General features: G+C 56.9%; 15 protein-coding genes and 1 pseudogene. 2 read left to right on the forward strand and 14 right to left on the reverse strand.

The annotated features are described in order from the left end of the window. Positions 1–18: 18 nt before the first annotated feature. The 3 genes from DH08_RS00325 to DH08_RS00335 all read right to left on the reverse strand — a co-directional run bounded on the left by DH08_RS00325 (position 19) and on the right by DH08_RS00335 (position 4,145). Positions 19–1,002 carry an NAD-dependent epimerase/dehydratase family protein gene (locus tag DH08_RS00325; protein WP_192177364.1) on the reverse strand — a complete coding sequence of 328 codons (984 nt, stop codon included), beginning with the start codon at positions 1,000–1,002 and terminating at the stop codon, positions 19–21. Between the two features lies 1 nt (position 1,003). Next, positions 1,004–2,194, reverse strand: coding sequence for a glycosyltransferase family 2 protein (locus DH08_RS00330; RefSeq protein WP_192177365.1), 1,191 nt, complete (start codon positions 2,192–2,194; stop codon positions 1,004–1,006). 652 nt (positions 2,195–2,846) lie between these two features. Continuing rightward, on the reverse strand, positions 2,847–4,145 hold the full coding sequence (locus tag DH08_RS00335) for a polysaccharide biosynthesis/export family protein (protein WP_246800623.1): 1,299 nt from the start codon (positions 4,143–4,145) through the stop codon (positions 2,847–2,849). A gap of 625 nt (positions 4,146–4,770) precedes the next feature. Here DH08_RS00335 and DH08_RS00340 point away from each other — a divergent pair. After that, on the forward strand, positions 4,771–5,934 hold the full coding sequence (locus DH08_RS00340; protein ID WP_192177367.1) for a glycosyltransferase: 1,164 nt from the start codon (positions 4,771–4,773) through the stop codon (positions 5,932–5,934). A gap of 11 nt (positions 5,935–5,945) precedes the next feature. Here the strand turns inward: DH08_RS00340 and DH08_RS37265 are convergent. From DH08_RS37265 to DH08_RS00390, 11 genes and pseudogenes are all read right to left on the reverse strand, one after another. Further along, positions 5,946–6,113 (reverse strand): annotated as a pseudogene (locus DH08_RS37265) (IS21 family transposase); the annotation flags it as partial. A gap of 44 nt (positions 6,114–6,157) precedes the next feature. Continuing rightward, entirely contained in the window at positions 6,158–8,029 is a 1,872-nt protein-coding gene (locus tag DH08_RS00345) for a Wzz/FepE/Etk N-terminal domain-containing protein (RefSeq protein WP_192177368.1), read from the reverse strand. A gap of 464 nt (positions 8,030–8,493) precedes the next feature. After that, positions 8,494–8,793 (reverse strand): exopolysaccharide production repressor protein, encoded by a 300-nt coding sequence (locus DH08_RS00350; RefSeq protein ID WP_192177369.1) that lies wholly within the window; start codon positions 8,791–8,793, stop codon positions 8,494–8,496. Positions 8,794–9,022: 229 nt separating this feature from the next. Next, positions 9,023–9,979: a glycosyltransferase family 2 protein gene (locus DH08_RS00355; protein WP_192177370.1), complete on the reverse strand. Its 957-nt coding sequence runs from the start codon at positions 9,977–9,979 to the stop codon at positions 9,023–9,025. Further along, complete coding sequence (locus DH08_RS00360; RefSeq protein WP_192177371.1) at positions 9,976–11,256, reverse strand: O-antigen ligase family protein; 1,281 nt, start codon at positions 11,254–11,256, stop codon at positions 9,976–9,978. The genes DH08_RS00355 and DH08_RS00360 overlap by 4 nt, the downstream gene beginning before the upstream one ends. A gap of 265 nt (positions 11,257–11,521) precedes the next feature. Further along, a complete protein-coding gene (locus tag DH08_RS00365) occupies positions 11,522–13,642 on the reverse strand; it encodes a LamG domain-containing protein (RefSeq protein ID WP_192177372.1) in 2,121 nt (706 codons plus the stop codon). A gap of 54 nt (positions 13,643–13,696) precedes the next feature. Next, complete coding sequence (locus tag DH08_RS00370) at positions 13,697–15,148, reverse strand: lipopolysaccharide biosynthesis protein (protein ID WP_192177373.1); 1,452 nt, start codon at positions 15,146–15,148, stop codon at positions 13,697–13,699. A gap of 28 nt (positions 15,149–15,176) precedes the next feature. Further along, on the reverse strand, positions 15,177–16,391 hold the full coding sequence (locus tag DH08_RS00375; RefSeq protein WP_192177374.1) for a glycosyltransferase family protein: 1,215 nt from the start codon (positions 16,389–16,391) through the stop codon (positions 15,177–15,179). 33 nt (positions 16,392–16,424) lie between these two features. Next, on the reverse strand, positions 16,425–17,567 hold the full coding sequence (locus DH08_RS00380; protein WP_192177375.1) for a hypothetical protein: 1,143 nt from the start codon (positions 17,565–17,567) through the stop codon (positions 16,425–16,427). Beyond that, a complete protein-coding gene (locus tag DH08_RS00385) occupies positions 17,564–18,802 on the reverse strand; it encodes a glycosyltransferase (protein ID WP_192177376.1) in 1,239 nt (412 codons plus the stop codon). The genes DH08_RS00380 and DH08_RS00385 overlap by 4 nt, the downstream gene beginning before the upstream one ends. 61 nt (positions 18,803–18,863) lie before the next feature. After that, positions 18,864–20,216: a glycosyltransferase family 4 protein gene (locus DH08_RS00390; RefSeq protein ID WP_192177377.1), complete on the reverse strand. Its 1,353-nt coding sequence runs from the start codon at positions 20,214–20,216 to the stop codon at positions 18,864–18,866. A 297-nt stretch (positions 20,217–20,513) separates the two neighbouring features. Between DH08_RS00390 and DH08_RS00395 the strand changes: the two genes are divergently transcribed. Further along, positions 20,514–22,055 (forward strand): GMC oxidoreductase, encoded by a 1,542-nt coding sequence (locus tag DH08_RS00395; RefSeq protein WP_192177378.1) that lies wholly within the window; start codon positions 20,514–20,516, stop codon positions 22,053–22,055. Positions 22,056–22,067 lie beyond the last annotated feature (12 nt).

The raw sequence follows: 22,067 nt of genomic DNA on the forward strand, positions 1-22,067 counted from the left end.
TATTTCAGATCATGCCGATCATTGCCGGCTCTGGACCGCATGGGTTGCCCTCATGTCTGCAATTCCACCATTGCCCTCAAACCAGCGCAAGGTGCGCACGAGACCCTCTTCATAGGGCACTTTGCACGACCACCCCGGCAGGATTCTTCGGCACAGGGTCAGGTCAGGACGCCGGTTGGTCGGATCCTGCGGCGCCGGCTCATCATGAACAATTGTCGTTCCGGGAATGAGGCCAGCAACATACTGCGCGATCTCAAGCACCGAAATTTCGCGGTCGTTTCCTACGTTGACTGCTCCCACATGATTGAAGTTCTCCAGCCAGAACAGCCGTTCGAGCCCATCGACAATATCGTCGACATAACCCCAGCTGCGGGTTTGGAGACCATCACCATGAACGACGATCGGCTTGCCGGACAACGCATTGGCGATAAAGTTGGAAACAGCACGCCCATCATCGGCTCGAGTGCGCGGACCGTAGACGTTAAAGATCCTGGCAACCCGCACATCGACGCCACGGACACGGTTGCTCTCGAAGAGGAGCGCCTCGGTGCAGCGCTTGCCTTCGTCGTAGGAAGAGCGCGGGCCCGTACAGTCCACTGACCCCCGATACGTCTCGGGCAGCGGGTTGACCAACGGATTTCCATAAACCTCCGAGGACGACGCAAAGCAGATTCGCCCACCCTTTTTGAGCAGCTTCAAGAGCCGCATAGCGCCAATCAGATTTGCTGAAACGGTACGCTCGGGCTCCCGCATATAGACTGGCGGCGACGCGGGCGACGCAAGATGAAAGATCTCGTCGAATTGGAAATCGGATTTGAAATGCTCCACCTCGCAGCGGACCAGCACCAGGCGTTGATCTCGGATATGATCGACGTTTTCTGCCCTGCCGGTCCATAGGCTGTCGACCACAACCAGCATGTCCAAATCGTTTCTTTTGAGCAGCCGGTCGACCAGGTGCGACCCGATGAATCCTGCTCCTCCAGCCAGCAACAGCTTCTTCATCTCATGTCTCGAGGGGACGTAGTAGGCTGTCGGAATTCGTGTGCTCGTTGGGCATTGCAAGCGTCCCTTGTTCAGGAGGCCGCGTCAAATAGGCTCCGCTTGGTCCAAGTTTCTCGTCCATTACAGCAAGATTGCTGAGCCCCACGCGGTGGTTGGCATGCTCGTCGGAATCCGCAAACTCATGAATAGAGTAGTTCCAAAAATTTCGTCCGATCTCCGAGCTGCGGTCCTGGCTTTCCGGTTGCGGAAGCGCTCGCTTCACCCTGCGCAGGAAAATGGCCGCGAATGCTGCAACGAGTTTCGCGAACTGCACAGGTGACCGCCAGAGCATCTTGGTGCAGTGCCTGGCGACCGCAGCAAATCGGCGCGTCATTAACCCAAGCTTGGCAATCTCGACATCGGTACGGAACATCGCATCCAGCAAGTCCGGCTTCACCGCCTCTGTACAGCGGGCAAGTACGCTTTCGAGCACCAACCGACGCGAGATGAGCATTCGAACGAAATCTGCCGACATATTCCCTGGCGTTCGGCGATATCCGACAAGATGCTCCTCAACGGCGCCGAAGCGGTATTTCGAGGCAATGCTTTGTTGGATGAAGAAGTCCTCGCAACCCTCTGCACCGCTCTCGCGCAGTCGCGAGGAGTAGCCACCCATTTCGAAGAGAACATCGCGCCGAAACATCGCCGAACTGCCGTTGCCGATGAAATTTTGTCCGAGATGCTGCATGAACACCCATCCATTCGGGTGCGTCCGCTTCGGCGTCATGATCACGATATCATCGGCATCAATCGTCCGGTAAAGTGTATAGACAAGCCCTAGGTCATTGCCAGCCGCAGCGAAAACACGCAGTTGCTTTTCGAGCTTGGTCGGGTGCCAGAGGTCATCGGCGTCTACGGGCGCTATAAAGGTGCCTTTGCTAGCCCGCATCCCCGCATTGCGCGCCGACGCGACGCCACCATTCTTCTGTTGGAGCAACTTGATGCGCCCGTCGCCATCAGCCAGTCGTCGAACGATCGATGCTGTTCCATCGGTCGAACCATCGTCAACGACTATTACTTCGATATTCCTATGCGTTTGGGCAAGCACGGACGCCAAGGTACGCTCGATGAATGCTTCCGCGTTGTAGGCAGGGATGATAACCGCCACGAGCGCGTGGGCAGAGTGTTGTGAATTGCTCGGCAACTCCGCCATCCCTAGTCACGCCAGAACGAAGAGCACTGCGATCGTCCCCAGATTGGCCAGAAATGACTTGACGGACAGAGTGTCATCTAAACCCTTCTCCGCTGGTGTGCAGGCGTCCGCAAAAAACCGCTGAATGTCTTTGTTTTTCAGCGTTCTTCGTCTGCTGCTATCCGCCGCAACGCTAGGCACAGAGTTGCTGGGATGGGTCGTTTACTGCACATATTAGCTGAAACTACTATTCGTGCCAAGGAGTTGAAACCGGGCGATAGAGCGACGCGGTGCGTTCTATCTCCGCGTAAGAAAGGCGGAACCAAGTCCTGGGCCGTCGTCCACTTCAAGGGCTCTGGCGCCGGCCGCGTCTGGAAGGAAGCCGGACTCGTCTCCTTAGGCCCGGCGCCAAGACACGAGGGCAGCAGCTTGCAGGCTTCGTCCGAACGCCGTAGCGCGCCTCGCGAACCCGTGGTCGCCCGTTGCGCGTCAATTCGAGACCGGCGAGGGGTTCGGTATAGAACCCTGGCGCTGCCTGCTGACGATCTAACGCGGCGTACCAGGCATGCGGCAATCACGTCTTTGCCCCCACCCTGAGCGGCCACTCTTTTGGCCCGGATCACATCTCGATAGAACACCGCTGCGCGCCGCCTCTAATACAATATTTAGCTAGCTAGTTCGCGACCGCCGCTCCTGGCGGGGCCTGCAGCGTAATTGTGATGGTGTCACCCGGAGCGAGCAGGGTATCTTCAGTCGCCCCGGTCGTCTCTGCCTGCCCTTCATTGGAACGGGTTACACCTATCGTAACCCGCCGGCTCCCTTCGGCCACAAGGTCACTGCGCAGCTGCCTCACATAGGCGATTTGTTTGGCCAACGAAGCCATCTCAGCGCGCATTTGCGTCATCGCCGCGCTTTCCGTCTGCAAGTTAGCCAGCAGGTCAATTCGACTTTGGTCGGCAAGCTTCTCAAGGCTTCGCTGCAAATCGCCTTGGTCGCGTTCAAGTCGAGAGATCTCAGCGTTGGTTTGCAAAGCGCGGGTCGCGGACAATAGCACTGCGCGTTGAGCATCGTTGACCCTGGTGATCTGGATCAGACCTTTTTCGAAGAGCTTCTTGAGGCGAACAAGTTCCGCCGCATCCGCTGCCGCACCCGCCTGGTCTGTCTTCTGCTGCTCCTTCAGGTAGCCCATCCGTTCCGCCGCCTTGGTTGTGGCCAACTTGATCGAAGCGCGCTCCTTCTCCTGATCGCCATAGAGAGCTTCAAGATGCTTCTGCTCCTGCTGCAAAGCTTCGTCGCGACGAGGTTTTAGGCTCGGGTCACGTTCTGCGTCCGGAACCTCAATCGCCCTGGCGCCGCTCAGCTGTGCTTTTATGCGAGCAGCTTTGATTTCGCTTTCCTGATACTTGATGCGCAGAACGTCGAGGCGGCCGCCAAGGTCCGCCACTGTCAGGTCAGGGTTTTCAAGCTCACCACGACCGAGCTTATAGCCGCCGCCAGCCGCCACAGCTTGTCGGACAGTCATTCCTGGTCTGAAGGCCTGAGTCCCAGGAGAAGCAATGTCCCCGTCAATAAAGACGGGTCGGTATTCCTCAATATCAATTATAATCTGATCTGGGTAGAAATTAGTCCAATTCTCAGTGCCGTCGGCGGATCGTTGCGGAAGGGACTTCGGTTTTAGAACCTCGATTACCTCCTTGCGTACATCCTCTATTGTCTTCTGGAGAACGTTTAGGGGGCCCAAGACCGGCAACACAATTATACCGCTCTGATCGATAACAGCTCGCTTTTGCATCTCGGGATAGCCTATGACAGCGAAGCCGATCACGTCGCCAGTCTGCAGACGGTACTTGTCGACATTGTGCTCCTCAGCTAGGGCAGGGCCATTCGACAGATTCGCGCATGCGAACCACAGAAATATGCACGCGGGCGCGGCGCAGCTGCCTGCCTGCCACCGCGCCGATCTATTCGACATTTGCGCTCACCCAATTCAGCCCCTTGTCGCAACCCATTCAATGGATTGAGCAGTTACGCATCGAGGAGGATATCAGCTGCTCCAACCTGTCATGAAAATATCGAGTTCACTGTGCCCTCGGTCACAGCGTGTCTGTCCGATATGCCTCACTTATCCCAGGTAAAGCTCGGTACAAAAGTCGCCCAGGCGGAAGAGTTGGACGGGATCGGCGTGACGGACAGAAGAGCTAGCGTCGTTCCCGCAGGTCTATCGTTGAAGTAGTGGCGTGTAGCGGCAGGAGAGAAGGACACCTATCCCCGGTCAGGCAGAAACATGGAGCTGGACGGCAACGCAGCCCTTCGAGTTGATTGTTTTCGGCCTGCGTCGCGCATCCGATGCTCATTGGCAGGCAGTGGAGATAAACAAAGCCATACGATCGCGCCTGAAAGGTCAGAAACCGGCCATCTTGTGGTCTACCGGTCTTTCAGGCGGTTGCGAGATCTCTTAAGGCGGCAGGAACCGAGAGACCTCCCAGGCCGCACCACCGGCCCCTCACCGCAAGCGGCGGAGAAGTCCGCACAAGATCGGCCAGTTATTTGCGATAGTAGATACGAGGTGCAATATTATCGGAGCGCTTCACTATCACATGCGAATTCTTTACTTCATCTACGGATTCGATCCCGGTGGCGCCGAGCACGGGCTGCTCACCTTGTTGCGAGCAGGATTTTTCAGCGGCCACCAGCTGAAGATTCTCGCCTGTTGCCGTGGTCGCGGGGGGGCTCTTGCCGATGAAATTGCCGCACAGATCGGAGAGCACAATTTTATCCTGACTTCGCAGAGTGAAGAGACTTCGTTGCGCAACTTCGTGGGCTCGTTCTTTGTAGTATTACGCCTCATCTGGGAGTGGCGGCCGGACATGGTTGCGTTGTCGCTCAAACAGGCCAATCTCCTGGGACGGCTTGCTGCGATGTTCGCTCCTCGGCTGCACTGCGTTTCATTCGAACACACCGCCCGCTACCGCTACCGCTCCCGGCGCGCTGCAGGCGTTTATGGCCCTGTGCTCAAGGCGCTGTCCTGGCGCGTCGACGAAATCTGGGCTGATTGCGAAAGTACGCTGCAGGAGACGCAAGCATACTTCCTGCCGCGCAGGCGCCGGTCGCATATCGTGCCTCTGTTTTGCTCCGATGAGGCTTCCAGCTACAAGCGCGATTACGCCCTTCACACACCCTTGCGCCTTGCTGCTGCCGGACGGCTTATCCCGCTGAAGAACTTTGACCGCCTGATCGAGGCCATCCGAATGCTCCAAGACCGCAGCGTTTCTGCAAGCCTGGATCTTTACGGCGACGGGCCTGAACGGCAGGCGCTTACGCGCAAGGCGGACGAGCTCGGCATCGGAGATCGCGTGCATTTCCATGGCTATGTCGCGCGCTGGTTCGAGCTAGCCTGTGATCGTGACATGTTCGTCAACCTGTCCGATACGGAAGGGTTCTGCATCGTCGTCGCCGAGGCGATGCTTGCCGGCCTTCCGGTGATCGCGACCGACGTCGGCGGTGTCCGCGATTACGGCAAGGATGGAGAGAATATGCTGAAGCTTACTGTTCCCTCAGCGGAGATGGCGGTGACGCAAGCCCTGGTGTTCGCGGGCGATGAAACGCTCCGCAAGAAGATCGGAATACAGGCACGACAGAATATGCTGCAGGCCTATTCTCAGGCCGCTTTGCGCGTCCGCGCTGAGGCGGTGTTGGGCGACGGATGTAAGGACCGGCAAAGGATTGGCGACCAAGATAACCGGGCCGATCGTGAATTCTGACGGCTCCGCATCTCGACCTGGCCCTTCTCCCAGCCCGATGCCAGCGCACAGGCCGACGAACACCGTCTCCACCGCCGTGTTCTTGTTGTCGTAGATGATGCGCGCAGACTCCGCCTAGAAGGCGAACGGTCATACGCGTCGAACACCATTTCCTGCGTCTCGCGCGGATAGGCCCTGACAGACAATTCGTCATTCTCGGCTTAAAACAATGCTTACTCCACAACTAAGACTGGTAATACTGACCATAACGTTCACTGTAAAATTCGGCACTGCCGAACTTTTGATACAGCTTGATTCTTTTGATATCGACCTTGTTGAGCAGAACGCCGATACATTTATCCGCAAGGATCGGATTGTTGTTGAGGCATTCGCGCACGAATGTACGAGCGGTCACGCCCCATTCAACAACCAGAACAAGGCCGTCGAGGTGCTGGACGAAGGACCTCACGTCCGCGACTGGAGCCAACGGGGGCAGATCAACGACGACGTAATTGAACGTGGAACCCGCCTTGATCAGAAAGTCGCCCATTTTCTCGATAGGCTGGACGGTCTTTGCGAGCTTTTGTTGGCTCTGGTTCACGCCGGGCAGGAACCTCAATGGCAATGATTGATGGGCCAGCATATCTCTCGCGTTGAAGTCTCCAGCCAACAAGTTGGCCAGGCCCCGTTCCCAGCCGTTGGCTAACATAGGGGACAAGCCCGGATTGTGGATGTCGGCATCGATCAGCAGCGTCCTACAGCGCTGCATGGCAAGAACCATCGCAAAATTGGCCGCGACCAGCGACTTCCCTTCTCCCGGGAGGCAGGAAACGATGCCGATCGCCTTGGTGCTCTTCCTTGGTATCTCGACATCAACAGCGACTTTCACCGTTCGCATCGCTTCAGCGAATTCCGAACGCGGATGCTGCTCTACCCAGTTAAAAGCGGTGTTCCCCACCTCAATGAATGACCGCTCTCCGGCCTCAGGATCACGCTTGTTCCGGCGAATTGGCTTCCCGTCCAGCAACGGGATCATTCCGAGCGTGTCAAGTCCGAGCTCATCGCGCACTTGACCCCTCGTGCGGAAAAAGCGCTCCCGGTACTCCCGAATTCCGCCCACACCGGCGCCAATCATGCCGCCGAGCACGGCGCAGATCGCCAACGTAACAATGCTGTTCGGAGAACTCGGTCCGCCGGGGTATGACGCTTCCGAGATAATCCGCGCCTCAGTCAACGCCATCGAAAGGTTCTGCAGGCTCGCTTGGTACTGCTGCAGGACCTGTTCATATTGCGACTTGAGGGAAGACGCTTCAAGTTCGAGCTGGCGCAAGGTAACCAGCGTTTCCTTGGTCAGCACAGTGTTTGTTCGGAACCTGTGGACCGCGAGCTCGGCGTCGACCGATCGCTTGCGCACCGTCTCGACTTCTTCCGCCAGGGCACTGCGAGCCCGGATGATCGACTCATCTTTGGCTCCAACTTGGTCAGAGATATAAATTTCAGCATATTTATTGGTTATTTTTTGCGCAATTTCAGCGCTAGGCGACTGAAATTGGATTTGCAGAATGTAAGAATCGCCTACGCGAGCTACCGTTAAATTTTCAGCCAGAGTGCCAAATGCCTGCCATCGATCAGGCCCTCGCGCAGCGCTCGGTTTCACTGGCGCTCCTCTCTCTTCGGAACTGCCAATGGATGACCGCACCCAAGCGACCAATCCTGTGAAACTGTTGAGCAACGAATACGGCGCTGACAAGAAAGCGCGATCGGTAGCGAGACCGAGGCTGTCAACGACCTTTAGCCCGATCCGGTCGGAACGCAACAATTCGACCTGGCTCAGCATCATCGGGTCAAGCTGTGTGGAGCTTCCGCTCTCTGTCAACTTCGTCACGACGGATGGCTGGTTCTTGTCGATCAGGATCCTGGCCGTCGACTCGTACAGGGGCACCTCGGCCGCAAGGTACGCCAGCCCCAGCACAAGGCCCGCGAGCGCGCATGTAAGGACGAACCTCAACTGCCGTCGCGCTGCCGCCAGGAGTGTTTCGAGATCAATCGTTCCCGACAGAGGATCGCCGAATATGAAGGCAGCATCCGGGTGCCGATTTTCAACTTCGCGGAGCATAAGCCTTCAAACCCGTGGGATGAGACTGGCAGCGCATGAGACAAACACCCTACCACACTACCTGACTAAATGTCCGCAAATTCAGTATCGGCGCCGGCGGGGCACAGGGGCACACCGCTCGGGGCAGGCATCCGCCCACTTCTCGGCAAAGGCGCGAATTCCTAACCTCTGATTGCAACAAAACAAAACTCACGCGGCCCATGCTCCCCTCCAGGTCGAGCGATCCAATTAAAAGAAGAAACTGGGTCGTATTGCCAAATGGCAACATCTGAGCAAGAGATTTCGGGCCTAGGTTGAGCCTGTCCTGCGGGAAACAGGGATGTCGATTCGAATGACTCGTCGATCACAGGCGCGCGATAACGATCATAGCAAGAGGTCTGCGCGCATTTGGCGCCTCGCGGAACGCCTCTCCAGTGCCCGAATAAGACAGGGTGCAGTCACATTTTGTATCGTGGTGTGGGGTGTCATCGTGCTGATCGTCCTCCTCTAGGCGGAAAGTGGTCCGCCTTATTCACCAAGTGGCTAGGCCGTTGCTCCCTTTCGGACTCATCGCGCGCGATGTGTGATTTCGGAATCTCGGATTCTTTGGAGACCGAGCGCCACACAAGCAGCATGACAGCAACAAAGTACCCAATCTGGATCAAGATCCCGCAAATTACCGTTTGGACAAACGTGGTCCAGAGCGAGCCGGTAACCAAGTATGTACTGATGGCGAATGCCAACAGGACTATGATAAGGCCGCGCAAAAATAGCAAAAAGGACATCGCCGTCCCACTCGCAGCCGCTCGCGTGACGCGCTCCTTGGCTATCGACTTCTCAGCGCGTTAACCATCATAACATATCGGAACGGGTCAGAGCGGTAAAATATTAGGAAATGCGAATAAACGCGCCTGCCGTTTTGCCAGGACGCTTTCGGCGGATTTGGCGGTGGTGGATCGCCGGGCTGCCGCATGAGATGTTCGAACTCTTCCCAATCCGCTAGCATCTTCAAGGTCAGCAAAGTTTTTTGCGCATGACGCGGTAAAACAATAGCTTGGCTGCGCGGCGCACCTGCGGCTCCATGCCTGCAGGCAGGGCGCAGAGAAAAATGTAAACGTATACCCGCCAGGACAATGGATCGTGCAGTATCGCGCGAATGAGTAGGCGCGCTCCGCGTTTCTTTTCGCCTTGAGCCACGCAATCATTGCCGGCTTTTGCGTATAAACGCGCGTTGCGCCGCCGCGCGAGGTGCGCAAGCTCCGGCCGTCGGATGACCCATTCTCGCGTGAGGTGTTCAGCTACCGGCAGAAGCGCGTCGAGTCTGCGGGTTGTGTTTGAGCCATGACGCCGTTTGTAGACGAGTGCTCCGGCCACATGTTGAAATGTCCAGCGCTCGGCTACGCGCATGCAAAACTCTGTATCCTCGCCAACCCTTATTGTCTCGTTGAACAACCCGATATCTTCAACAATCTCCCGCCGCATAACGATACTGGAAGGAACAATCGGCCCATCAAGCAGAAAATATGTCGCCAGCGTATCGGGTTGATCCGCGCGATAGCGGCCAACGGCGACGGGCACAGCATCGGAAAGATCTGGAGCGGAAAAGTCGACTAAATCACCATAGACGAGAGCTGCCTTGCAGCCATTGTCGAAGGCGGTCAATTGACGCTCAAGCTTGTCCTCAGCCCAGAAATCATCGCCGTCGAGAAATGCAATAAAATCACCGGTAGCATGTCTGATGGCAAGATTCCTCGCCGATGAAGGCCCAATGCCCGCCGTAGTCAGGACATAGATGCGCGGCTCCCGATCGACCAACGACGCAATCACTTCGGTCGAGCCGTCCGTCGAGCCATCATTGACAATGATGATCTCTCTGATGCCGGCCGAAGCGGTCTGATTGATCACGCTTTCCACTGCCTGCACAATGAAGCGTTCCTCATTGTGGCATGTCAAGATGACCGAAACACTCATCTTGTGCTTTCTGGCAAGGCGCGGCCAGGAAATCGAGGATGACTAGTGCTCGTCGGGTGGCTCCTCCGAGCCCTGTGCAATGCCAGGCAAAGCCCGTGCCGCGTCAATTCCGGCAGGAGCGAGACAAGGATAAGCGTGACGAAAGCACGTGTGCCGGAGGCTTCTGTTCCAACATAGAAAGCACAGGGAACAAGGATCACGAGGGGCAGAAGCCGTGCCTGGGCTGCTCCGATCAATTCGTGGAAAAGTGCCCAGCTTAAAACACGGCTTAACCGAAGCCATGCGGCGACCCATATCAGAATATAGAGGCTGAGCCCAATGATGCCGTTCTCGGTGAGTATGCGTTGAAACTCGCCATGGATTCCCAGCCGCAACTCGTCAGGAAGATGGCGGAACTCAGTATCGATAATATTTTTGAATTGGTTCGTGCCCACGCCCATTAGTGGATGTTCGGAGATGAGCTGTCTGGACAAAGTGAAGGCAAACGAGCGCTGGACGTTGCTCGGCGTATCTCCAGGGGCATATTTCCCTTTTGCGGCCAGGTATTCGTACTGGCCCATGCTCAGCGGATCGAGCATGGTCTGCAATTGCTTCTCGATATAGGCGTTGTCGATGGTGGTCGATAGCACAAAAAGACCCACGAAGCCGGCGGCGATCGTCGGTACCATCGCAGCCAGCCTGCCGCGTGTCAGAAGCGCAGCGGTCAGAAAGAGATAAATCAAAAAAGCCTTTCGCTCCCCAGACAGCACGAGCAGGGGGAGTAGCCCTGCCCATGCAAACCAAAGGTTGCGCCGCTTGGCCCGGCTGGCGAAGAGCAGTAGCCCCGCAAGCGCAATTGGAAGGAAGGTGAACACGAGCCTTGGATCGAACAGATGTTTCCAACCGACCGAGTAGCCATGATCCACATGCCAGGCGATCGTATAGGCGAGGATCAGCACCATGCCGAAAAGCAAGATATTCACTGTCTGGTGTGTATCGAGCCGTCTGGCCTCCTGAGCGAGGACGAACGCAAAGGCGCCCACGGCGGACATCTGCAACAGCTCGCGCAAGCCGTTCTCTATGTCCACGCTTAAGGCCGAGACCATGTGCCAGCACAAGAAGGGCAGGAGGAGTAGAAAACCGGCTGGAAAAGCCAAACCTCGCCAACGCCCCGTCGTCAGGCCAATGATGAGCGACAGCAATGTGATCAGCTCGAACGGACGCAGCAATACAAGACCCGTCTCGAGCCTGATTGGCAGGAAAAGGCTTAGTATCGCGAATGTGAGGAGATAACGCATCATAGCCCCACGCGGCGCGATATCCTTTTAACATGTTCTCTCTCCCGGAGACAGAATCTTGTTGGTATGCCGGCGGGCGGAGAAGATTTTGCGCCGTTTCATTGGTGTGTCGACGACGAAAGGGGCGGTGAGCCCATGACAGCGCAGCCAGCGATGAAGGTCTGCGTCTTCCAATGTCCAACGGTGCCTTCGAGCGTAGGGTAGAACTCATCAGGTAGTCGACGGAGAGTGATGGCGCATCGTTACGGTGCGCAGTCGATGCGGCCTAGCCGACGGTCTCGCTTTCCGGGGTCCAGGCTTCTGGCTGGTCGAGCACAGAGACTGCGCGAACATGGCAGCGAATCTTATGCCCCATATCCTGCGAGCCGAGCTCATACCCTTTGCCGGTTTCGCCCACGATCGGAACGCCGTCACGATACCAGAGACATTCTATTTGCGACGCAACCACGTTAGGTACGACGGTCAACGCTTGGCTGGGTGAAGCCCGGCCCGACAAGGTCGGCAATGCGCTGAAACCCGGCGGGACCCTAGCCAGATCCGTTTCCGTCTGCCGGACCCTTATATAGTCAATGACCATGTCATACGTCTGCGACGGGTCCGGTTGAGCACGCCCCTTGTTTTGATCGTAAGCGAAATCCACCATGATGTATTTTTTCGCTGCGAGTTCCGGGCTCGTCGGAACACGCGCCACTTCCAAGCCATCGATCACGAAATAGCTATAATCATCCTCGATCTGGGCGTACCAAGTATGAAATTCGCCATCGTATATGTCGATTGTCGCTGGAAAGCCATTTGATGGATCGACTTGATAGCCGGCTATCTTCCGATGCACGCCACCTGTCGCGATTTGTGGATCTGCATAACCGAGTTTGGGTTTGTGCACGTGCTGGCTTATGTTGATGTAGGCCCCATTGAGACCATCATATTCCCAAAAGTCAGTCTCAAGCCGATTGCGCGTCCTCCAGAACAGATGCTCTTTGCCATACGCCCAAAAAGCAGGAAAAAATCCGGGGCGGGGCGCTGCGATCTTTGGAAGTCTGGCGCGGATCTCAAAGATTCCCTTTCCCCAACACCGCCCTTGGCCATTGTTGTTCACTGAAGAGAACGCACCTGTTCTCCAGCGGCCCTTATGTAAGAGCCGGAGCGCCAGCGTGTGGCTGGCGGCGTCGTGCACATATGAGGAAGGCGACCCCGAGATCCGCTGGGCATTGGCGTCAACGCCGACATTCGCCAAAGAGGTCGGCGCATACCAGATGCTGGCTTGGGCACCTTTGGAATCATCGACAACCGTGTTGGAATCGAAATCATCAAAAAAAACCGTTGTGTAACCGCGGATCGGTGGCGCCGCCTCTCCACGATGAGCATATCGCTCATTGCCGATGCCTGCCCAGGACTCCCACGAGACTGAGTCGAATGCGTAACGTGCCGGTTTGTTGTTCGCATCCACGGATGAAGGAGGGCGCTGGCGATAGGGATGATCGCTGGGCAGGGCGGATTGCCGGCCGACGCGCCACATGCCCCATCCCATCAGCATGTCGATCAGCGAGTCATCTAGTTCGCTTTGCCCGATGATGACGCAGTCGATCGCCACATCGGCCCTCATCGGATTGATCACATCGCCCATGAAGCTCTCCGATTTCATCCGGTTGGGTGCCAATGCATAAATCGTCTGACCGGCCGTCTTGACCCCATTCACCACGGCCTGCATCACGAATCCGCGGCGGTACCCGACCATCACATTCCAGCCGCCAAAGTCCGTCGAGCATTTCCCTTCCTCGCTCTTGATCTTGCCATCATCGACCTGTGAAGCGAACGTGCCTGATGATGGCCTGAAGCAGACCCGCGGCTGGCGGTGCACCGAACCACCCTCGGCGCCATTGACGCACAAAACAGAAACGTTGTTCGCATCGGCGTTGGCTGCGGAATCGCACCGGGCGATCACGAGCCACCAGCGGTGAAGGTATGGGGCGTCGTTATCGGCGGGCCAAGTCAATGCCTGTTTCGTGCCCTTCTCGAAGACGACGCCACGACTATTCGGAAGCCTTGTCGGGCACAGAGAGGGCTCGGCCTGCACCGCAGCCACGGGCTTCACGCCGCCGGATTGCCACGAGGAGACCTCGCCTTCGGCCAGATCCTCCTGATACCAGGATTTCACGATCATCTCCGGGAACAGATCTGGATGCCAAAGTTGCGAGCCCTGGTCCGGACCGGCGGCGAGAGCATCGCGTCCTGGGCGACCGGAAGCCGTCAGCAGAAGGGCGGCGCATGCGCCGCGCGCCAGATCCCGGCGGGAAATGCGGCTGGTCATCGTCGTGGTGCCGGCACGGGATTCTGCCGCGGACACCCGCTGCCAACCATTGCGCTTCTTCAGACTCGGTACATTCATGATTCATCCTCGGATGGGCGGCCGGTGATGCGGCGAGAATGCAGCTACATTGAACTATGCAAATCTGACCCATTTCGCGTTCTTGGACGTCAGCGTTTGCAGGACTTCCGCACCATACTTCCCGAAGAGGAGCGACGCTCTCAGATAAAGAGTAACGCCAGACAATGTGCCTATAATGAGAAGACCGGTCGCGAGCACTAGATAGTCGGGCAATCCGGCAAGCAGCATTTTGACCGCCAAGCCAGTGGCGAAGACCACGGCGGCAAATGCGAGAGGTGGTACATGGACGAGCGCGAAATCCAGAACTGACAATCCCGTCATCCGACAACTGACCGCCGCATAAAGGAAGAAACTCGTCGCAATGGCGCCGGACACTGCAAAGGCGACCGCGTTCACGCCGTGGGGCGCCGAGAAGAATGCGGATGCAGTGATAAGGGCCATGTAAATGAATTGCATCAAGGCCGTTCGGTAACTTCGACCTGTGGCTAGCGTCACGGCTCCGCATACTTTGTAACCGACGCGGAAATAGATTACGGCAGAGAATGCGACCATAGGAGCAACGGCGCCGATCCAGTTCTGGCCGAGGACCGTCAGGACAAGCTCTTTCGCAAAACAGCATAGAAACGCGCTGGTCGGCAGGGCAAGCGCCGCCGTCAAAGCATAACCCTTAAGCTGAGCTGTGCGGAGCCTCACCTTGTCGTGATGAACCTTTGACAGCAGGGGGAAGACCACACTCTTGTTCAGATCGCCGAACAGATTTGCCGGCATCGCGATCAGATAAAATGCTCGCGAATAGATGCCCAGTTCCGAGGTGCCGATCAAGCGCGCGACAATAACATTGTCGATATATTTGGCGGCGAAGCTCGATATACCTGCCAGCGAATAGCCCAGGCTCTGGCTGCGGATATCGCGGTAGGACTGCATGTCGAAACGAGGACCCACGAGATAGTCCCTGGCAATGAAGAAATAGATGCCGGCCAGGATGAATGCCTCGGCCATGTACGCGACCACCAAGGCCCAATAGCTGAGGCCAAAATAGGCAAGCGGAATGGCTAGGCCGACATTGGAAGCAATCCAGGCGACCAGCCTCGCTATGGAGGATATTTTGAATTTCAGATGCCGTGACAAAATGGCCTCGGCGGTCAGATTGAACGCGTTCGCAATCATCATCACCGCAAGGATGCGCGAAACGAGAACCAATTCCGGCACATGAAGAAAATCGGCAATCTGCTCTGCAAACACCCATTGAAGCAAGCCGAGGATAAGAGCGATTGTCAGCGATAAGGAAACTATGGTTCCGATATGGCGCTCTTCGATGTCCGCTCGCTGTACCAAGACCTGCGACATGCCAAGGTTGGCAATGTTACTGCCGATGGCCACGATGATCAGCGCAGCGCCAACAATACCGTACTCTAGGGGGGAAAGCAGGCGCGCGAGAACGGCCGTGACCAGGACATTCAACAAGGTTCGAGCAAGCAATGCGGTACCTGCCCACGAGAGGCCCATGGCTGCCCTTCGTGTCAGCTTCCTATGTTCAGCTATTTGGTCCAAGTTGACATGACCCAGACTGTCCAATTGGTCGGCGACGCTTCAGTGCATGCAAGCGAGCTGCAATATCGTCAGCTATTTTTCTCGCCCACGCTTCGCGGGTGAATTCACATTGCATTCGCCGTCTCGCGTTCTCCCCAAGCCGCCTCCGCAACTCTTTATTGTCGCGCAATTGAGTCAGCGCGCGGGTCCAGTCCATAAGGTCGTCCGGGGAGCAAAGGAGGGCGGTTTCGTCGGCCGTAAATATCTCTCGCAAAACCGGCAGATCGCTGCACAGAATGGCTTTTCCATGCGCCATGTATTCGAATGCCTTCAAGGGCGACATCCAGTCCGCGAGGTTCGTCGTATTGTTGTCGACACCTCGCACAACCCGCTGATAGGGCGCGAGCACCACGTCGAATGCCGCCAGGAACGACGAGATCCGGGCATGTGGCACATATCCGTGAAAGACAATATTTCTCTCGGATTTTGCCCGAGCCCGCCATTGGTCGATGTCACGCTGCGCCCCACCGACGATATGAAAGGTGGCCCAAGGGCAGGCTTGCGCAAGAGGAAGTATGACCTCCATTCCTTTTCCGGGATAGAGTTGCCCTGCATATCCGACATTGAAATTCCCGCAGAGCGGGATCGCGTCTTCCTCCGGCGTTGAAACGAGATTGCCACCGAGCGGCATGGACAGGATGCGACCTGATAGCTCGGGCCACCGGCTTTCAATGTGTTTCCTCAACGCTTCGCTGATGACAACGAGCGAAAGAAGGTTTTTCGACTTCGCCAAGTTGTCGAAGCGCCTGATGACGGCCTGGTGCTCGGTATCAATCGAGCTATGCAGTTCCAGCACTGTCGGAACGCCGGCCGCAACCGTAGCCCTGGCAACGGAGATCGACCGTGTGATCACGGCATCGCGCGCCGTCAGCCATGCAAGCAACGACACGGCACCGCCAAAGGCGAGCTTTCGGGCTGGAATATGATCGAATGGTATGTGCCACAAACCAAAACGACGCTCTGGATCGTAGGCCTTCCTGATTTCGCCCCACTTGTTGGTGCCGGGTCGATCAAGGGGAATTGCAAGGACGGTTCTGCAGCCGATTGCTTGGAACGCGCTGCATGCCTTCACGACCTGTACGGCGTTTGCCGCCTGGCTCGGAATAGGCACGGGATGCGCATAGACAAGCTTCAAATTACTCATTCCTTTGGCGCCCAATCACCGTTTCCGCGGTCACTTCATCAAGCACCGTCATTGAAACCGGTTTGCCGCCTGCAGCAGCAGTCGGCGTATTCCGCTGGCGCGTGCAAAATCGAGAGGCCATGAGAGAAATGGCAGCCGCCCGCGCACCAACGACGCCGCCCGTATGAGAACGCGTTCCAGGCGGAAGGAGACCTGGCGCTGAACGGCCTGGTAGTGGAATTCGATCTCTCGCTTGTTTTTGAGCGAAAGTCCTGGATAGGGTTGCCAGGACGCCCTGGCCGCTTCGAGGTTGAACTGTGGAAAGGGCGGCAGAGTAAATTCGGTTCGCAGACGCTCCATCGACGGTTCCAGCATCGAAAGGAGCTCGGCCCTTTTATCGGGTGAGAGATATTCGTGATTGTTGTTGGGGCTTGCTATTCTCTGGTCTACTGCTGCAAAGATCCTACGTTCCAATTTGCGCTCGGAATATCGAATATGTTCATTTCTACACCGCTTATATTCCAGGAGATCTCGGCTTAGCCGCTCATTGGCACGAAGATTCGGTTTTGTGAAAGAGGAGATATCCTCAATTCCGAGAACATGCCGCACGAAATCATTGATCAGATTCGGCAGAGCCGCTTCGTAAGGGCGCACCGAGCAAGCGGTGCTCCCAAAGACATCGCGCCAGATCGATAGGTAACGATGATAGTCAAGCATGTCATAAACTATGCTGAGAAAGTCGCCAACATCGCCGCTAAACAGAGCGCCCTTCTTTACATTTTGATTGTAAAGGGACTCAAGATAACAATCTGGCCTTCGTACGTAGCAAATTATATGGCATTCCACGTGGGCAGGAATAGCGGCGTGCAGACGCTCAATGAGACTGCGCTCTTTCGCAAGGACCTCCGCGCTCGTTTTCTGGGTGTGGAAGCATTCCAGATACCGCACCATAGCATAAAGATTTTCGGAGCTTGCGATGATTGTATCGCCTCCGTCTTGCTCTGCCTTTCTCAAAATCTCAAGAATGAAATTCCGGAGTCTCTCTTGCCCATCTACCAAAGGTGCGTTCACAAGACTATTGCAATGGAACTCGTGTGCTGGTGACGCGTAGTACATGCCATGCTCGCCCAATCCTTTTCCGTTTGCGTAAAGGAATTGCTGCAGCGCCGTGCTCCCTGTCTTATGCGTGCCGATATGGAGGATGAGCCTCATGTTACTTTTGCCGGCAGGTGAGCTGGCGCATGGCGATCTTTCTGCATAAGCGTAGCGATGAGACTGATTTGCCGTGTTGCGACGCTTTCCATGCTGAATTGCGCAGCGACAGTTCGTATGGCGCGGCGCGCCATCGCATTGCGCTCGGCTTCCGATAGGCCAAGCGCGCGAAGCAGGAGCCCGCCATACTCCACATGCGAGCGAGCCAAAAAGCCGCTGCGCTCATGCTCCACAATATCGGACGCACCGCTGACATCGGTGATGATCGGGACCACACCGCAACTCATGGCCTCGAGCAGGGCGTTTGACATGCCTTCCGACACCGAGGTGGAAAGATAGAAGTCAGCCTTCCACAGGAATGGAAAGACATCTTCGACCGCGCCGGCGAATTTGACCCTGCCGGAAAGGCCCAACCGCACCGTCTGTTCCTCGAGCGCGGCGCGACACTGGCCATCGCCTAGGACGGTGAGTTGCGCCTGCGCCTCGGCGGGAAGGGCCGCGAACGCGTCGATCATGTGCTCGAGGCATTTTTCCGGCTCGATGCGGCCAAGGCAAATGAAGCGTCGGGTGCCATCTGTGCTCGGCTGGCGGCGCGGCTTGTGGGGCAGATCAATCCCATTTGGAATCATGTGAATGCGATCCGCCTCGATGCCATGTCGCTTCAGGTCACCTGCGATTTGGCGGCTATTGGCGATGAAGGCCGTGACGTGCCGTTTGATCACGGACGACGCCCAGCGACCGACAATTTTCTTTTCGCGCACAACATCGAGATCGAAACATCGTCCGCCGCGGCCCATTTTTGCGAGAACGGGCTTGCGCAGGAGGGCCCCTGCCAATGCCGCCGGAAGGGCGTGAAGTCGGGCATGGATGATATGCACAACATCGAATTCGTCGCGACGGCGCAGCATCCAGATCACAAGCTGGACACACCACGACAGGAACGACAGCATATGCCGCCCGCCCAAATTCGGCGCGGCATGCAAGCGAAGGCGCTCGATGGGCACTCCGTCGATGGCGGACCGTTTCGGCGTCGAGTGTGACAATCTGGGTGCCAAAATGGTTACGGAGACGCCCCTTTCGATCAGCACCCGAGCAAATCGTCGCGTCTGTTGCTCGGCGCCGCCATATGACTCCGGAAAATAGGTGGAGAGCACGAGCAAAATGCGTATGCTGTGAAGGGCTTCGGCTCGCGGGGTAATCATCGGGTGAGCAGAGGCAACTTCTGTTACATTCATATCAATCCACCGAATTTACCGCCAACAAATCCGGCAATCTGCCCGATTTCTGTAGGGCACTTCATCGCGGAAGCGCCAGATTTCGAACAGGAGGCCTAGTCGACGCTCCCTTGCTCGCCAGATGCTGGTTGAGAGCCTGGCGGTAAATGGAGTCGATCCGCTTGCCAATGCGATTGGCGTCCCAGTTCGAAAGATCCGTCGCTGCGGCACCTCGGGCGAGGCAAGCCAGTCTTTCGCGATCCTTCAGGAGGGCGGCCGTGGCGTCGGCCATGGCGTCCAAGTCGTCCGAGGGTGTGATCACGCTATTGGTCCCAGGACGGAGCACTTCGCGAAGACCTGGCAGATCGCAAGCGACGCAAGGCTTGCCGCCGGCGAGATATTGCATGAGCACGCGGGGCAATCCCTCCCGTATGGAACAGAGCAGGCAGAGATCCGCGAGTGCGATCAGCCGCTCGGGGTCGTCGCGATAACCGGCAAAGACCACTCGGCGTTGGAGCCCCAGCCGGTTGACTTGCAATTCGGCGATCGAACGAAGCGGCCCATCGCCTGCAAGCACAAGTACCGTGTCGGGTAAGCGGGCGGCGATTTTCTTGAAAACCTCTAGAAATTCCGCGTGTCGCTTGCGTTGCTCGAATGCCGCAATCATCAAGAGCACAGGCGGGCGCGGCGCGTCCGGTGTCAAGCGCAACAACTCACGCCAATCGGCAGGCGGACTGGCGTTGCGAAAGCGATCGAGATCGAATCCGGAATAGACGACATAATGCTCGTCAGCACGTCCCACTCCCGCGCTCATGCATAAGTCACGGATGCCCTCGCTCACACTGATGAATGCACTGGTAACTGGCGCCGCCAGTTTTTCCAAGGCGAGATAGGTGAGCCGCTCGGCGACGCCGACATTGACAAAAGGCACGATATGCACGCCATGAATGATCACTGGAACCCTCGCCGCCCATGCTGCGAAACGGCCGAGAATACCTGCCTTGCTAGTATGCGTATGTACGATGTCGGCATTCAAGGCGCGGAATCTCCGGGTAAGCGCCAACAATGCCCTCACGTCGGAGGCAGGCGAAATGGACCGGGTCAAGTCGGGGATGCCAATGAGCTCCACCCGCGGGTCTACTTTAGCTAAAATTTCTGGGTGAACCGCCTCGCCGTGCAGCAGGAAAACATCGTGTCCTCGTTGCGCGGCCCAATTGCAGGAATAGACGGTATTCTCATCAGCGCCGCCATTGATGAGACGAGTAATGACATGAGCGATACGCAGTCGATGCGCCGCGTCAATTTTGCCTTCCGCATTCCGTGATTTCAAATCGCCGCTACCGGGCTCAATCCATCCGATGGTGGCGCTGCCCCCCCGGGCGCCCTTTTGGTTTGCTGACCTCCCGATAGCGGTGATAGTGCGTTGGAGTGGCATGTCACGTCCTCGGTAAGTGCATGCCGTATGGAGACAAACCCTGACTCCTGGCCCACCCCGTCTCTCTTGGGGTCGCACCTCTCCTATCCATAAGGACAGGTTCCAAACGGCTTTCAGTTGGTCAGATTTGATTCATGTTTTAGACGTCGCACAGACGTGTCGCTGTTACCGCGGGCACAGCCGGGAGCCTATTCGTCGTATAGTTATGCGCGATACTTTTCTCCTTTGCCGCGCTTGTGTGAAGTCGGACCGGACTCGTTCGAAGAGGCAGTCAAGGCAACGGGATGTGCCTCGCATATGAATTCGCTTCTGGATGTGACGACAACCGAGTTGACGTGCCAAGCCTGCGTCATTGGTTCCGGACCCGCCGGAGCGCTCGTTGCCCTCCCCCTCGCCGAACGGGGGATGGATGTGATCCTGGTGGAGGCGGGAAACCTGGATCCGACACCACTTTCATCTGCGCCCCTGGCGCAACTCGACGTCGATGGTGCGGTTGATCTGTCTTACGCCCAAGCTTTGCAGCTCGGCGGATCTTCAAATCTTTGGGCCGGTCGCGTGGCGAGAATGGACGAGGCAGATTTCGTGGAAAGGCCGGACATTGGTGCACCGGCTTGGCCATTTCCGCTGTCCGAACTTTCTCCATACTACGAGCGTGCGTTGGACATCTTGTGTATGCCTAGTTCCGAACACTACAACGAATTGCCACGCATGCCTCGTAGCTGGAAGACGTTCGCGGCGAGCGATCGGGTTGACATAAAATATCTCATGTGGTCGCGACCGGCCTTCAAAGTCGCCGAGCTCGTGACAAAATCCGACGGAAATCTCGCCAATCTACGGGTTCTGACTGACGCTCCCGTGTTCGACGTCACACCTAATGGAGATCGGCGGACTATCGAAAGCGTCACCGTCGGTCGTCGGCAAAACCACAAAAGAATCAAAGCTCAGGTGTTTGTTCTCGCCGCCGGTGGGATCGAAACCACTCGGCTCTTGCTGGGCTATGCGCGCCGTCACTGGAGGGATGAAGAGGGGGCAATCGGTCGATATTTCTCGACGCATCCCAAGGCGGACTTGGCCGTCCTACGGGCTAAACAACCGGTCAGTGCGGAGCATCCGTTGTTTCGAGAAGCTACGAGCAACGGGGTGCAGGTACGAGCGGGTATCGGGCTCTCCACGGCTACGCAAATCTCCATCGGCACATTGAACCATTGCGCGCGTCTCTACCCCATTGCCGAATACAAGGCCGAAAAGGTCTTCGAGTCTATTAAGAGCGCCGCATTCCGAGGCGCGCCGATCGTGAATCGAAGCGCCAGGTTACGACGTCTTCTGATCGCCTCGGGCAAAATGGCGTTTGACCGCCTAGGACAGGCTGCACGATTGCAGGCCAAAACACATGCCTTCGTGGTCCGATTGAACTTGGATCAGCATTCGAACGCCGAGAACAGGCTGACCCTTTCCGAGGACTGCGATCGGGAAGGGCGCCAGCTGCTCAACCTGAGATGGCGATATGATCTAGCGGATCGCAGGTCGGCTATGACCTTTCTCGACATGTTGAATCGCTTCCTTCGTGCACATGATGTTGGCCACCTCGATTACTCTTCCCTTCGCGATTCGGATTCCTGGCCCCTCACAGCTGTTCACTCGCATTTCCTGGGTACTACGAGAATGAGCAACGATCCCCGCCAAGGAGTCGTCGACCAGAACTGCCGTGTCCACCGGTTGCACAATTTGTTTGTTGCCGGACCTTCCGTCTTTCCGCGATACGGGAATGCCAATCCGTTCCTGACGATCGCCGCTCTATCCCTTCGATTGAGCGATCATTTGAGCCGTGTGCTGGACTGAGAGTGAGATCCG

The sequence above is a fragment of the Mesorhizobium amorphae genome (genome assembly GCF_014843845.1).
Taxonomy (GTDB): Bacteria; Pseudomonadota; Alphaproteobacteria; order Rhizobiales; family Rhizobiaceae; genus Mesorhizobium; species Mesorhizobium amorphae_A.

Coding starts and splice junctions, on each gene's coding strand:
- DH08_RS00325 (WP_192177364.1), bottom strand. CDS start 1,002: ATGAAGAAGCTGTTGCTGGCTGGAGGAGCAGGATTCATCGGGTCGCAC.
- DH08_RS00330 (WP_192177365.1), bottom strand. CDS start 2,194: ATGGCGGAGTTGCCGAGCAATTCACAACACTCTGCCCACGCGCTCGTG.
- DH08_RS00335 (WP_246800623.1), bottom strand. CDS start 4,145: ATGTCGAATAGATCGGCGCGGTGGCAGGCAGGCAGCTGCGCCGCGCCC.
- DH08_RS00340 (WP_192177367.1), top strand. CDS start 4,771: ATGCGAATTCTTTACTTCATCTACGGATTCGATCCCGGTGGCGCCGAG.
- DH08_RS00345 (WP_192177368.1), bottom strand. CDS start 8,029: ATGCTCCGCGAAGTTGAAAATCGGCACCCGGATGCTGCCTTCATATTC.
- DH08_RS00350 (WP_192177369.1), bottom strand. CDS start 8,793: ATGTCCTTTTTGCTATTTTTGCGCGGCCTTATCATAGTCCTGTTGGCA.
- DH08_RS00355 (WP_192177370.1), bottom strand. CDS start 9,979: ATGAGTGTTTCGGTCATCTTGACATGCCACAATGAGGAACGCTTCATT.
- DH08_RS00360 (WP_192177371.1), bottom strand. CDS start 11,256: ATGCGTTATCTCCTCACATTCGCGATACTAAGCCTTTTCCTGCCAATC.
- DH08_RS00365 (WP_192177372.1), bottom strand. CDS start 13,642: ATGAATGTACCGAGTCTGAAGAAGCGCAATGGTTGGCAGCGGGTGTCC.
- DH08_RS00370 (WP_192177373.1), bottom strand. CDS start 15,148: ATGGGCCTCTCGTGGGCAGGTACCGCATTGCTTGCTCGAACCTTGTTG.
- DH08_RS00380 (WP_192177375.1), bottom strand. CDS start 17,567: ATGAGGCTCATCCTCCATATCGGCACGCATAAGACAGGGAGCACGGCG.
- DH08_RS00385 (WP_192177376.1), bottom strand. CDS start 18,802: ATGAATGTAACAGAAGTTGCCTCTGCTCACCCGATGATTACCCCGCGA.
- DH08_RS00390 (WP_192177377.1), bottom strand. CDS start 20,216: ATGCCACTCCAACGCACTATCACCGCTATCGGGAGGTCAGCAAACCAA.
- DH08_RS00395 (WP_192177378.1), top strand. CDS start 20,514: ATGAATTCGCTTCTGGATGTGACGACAACCGAGTTGACGTGCCAAGCC.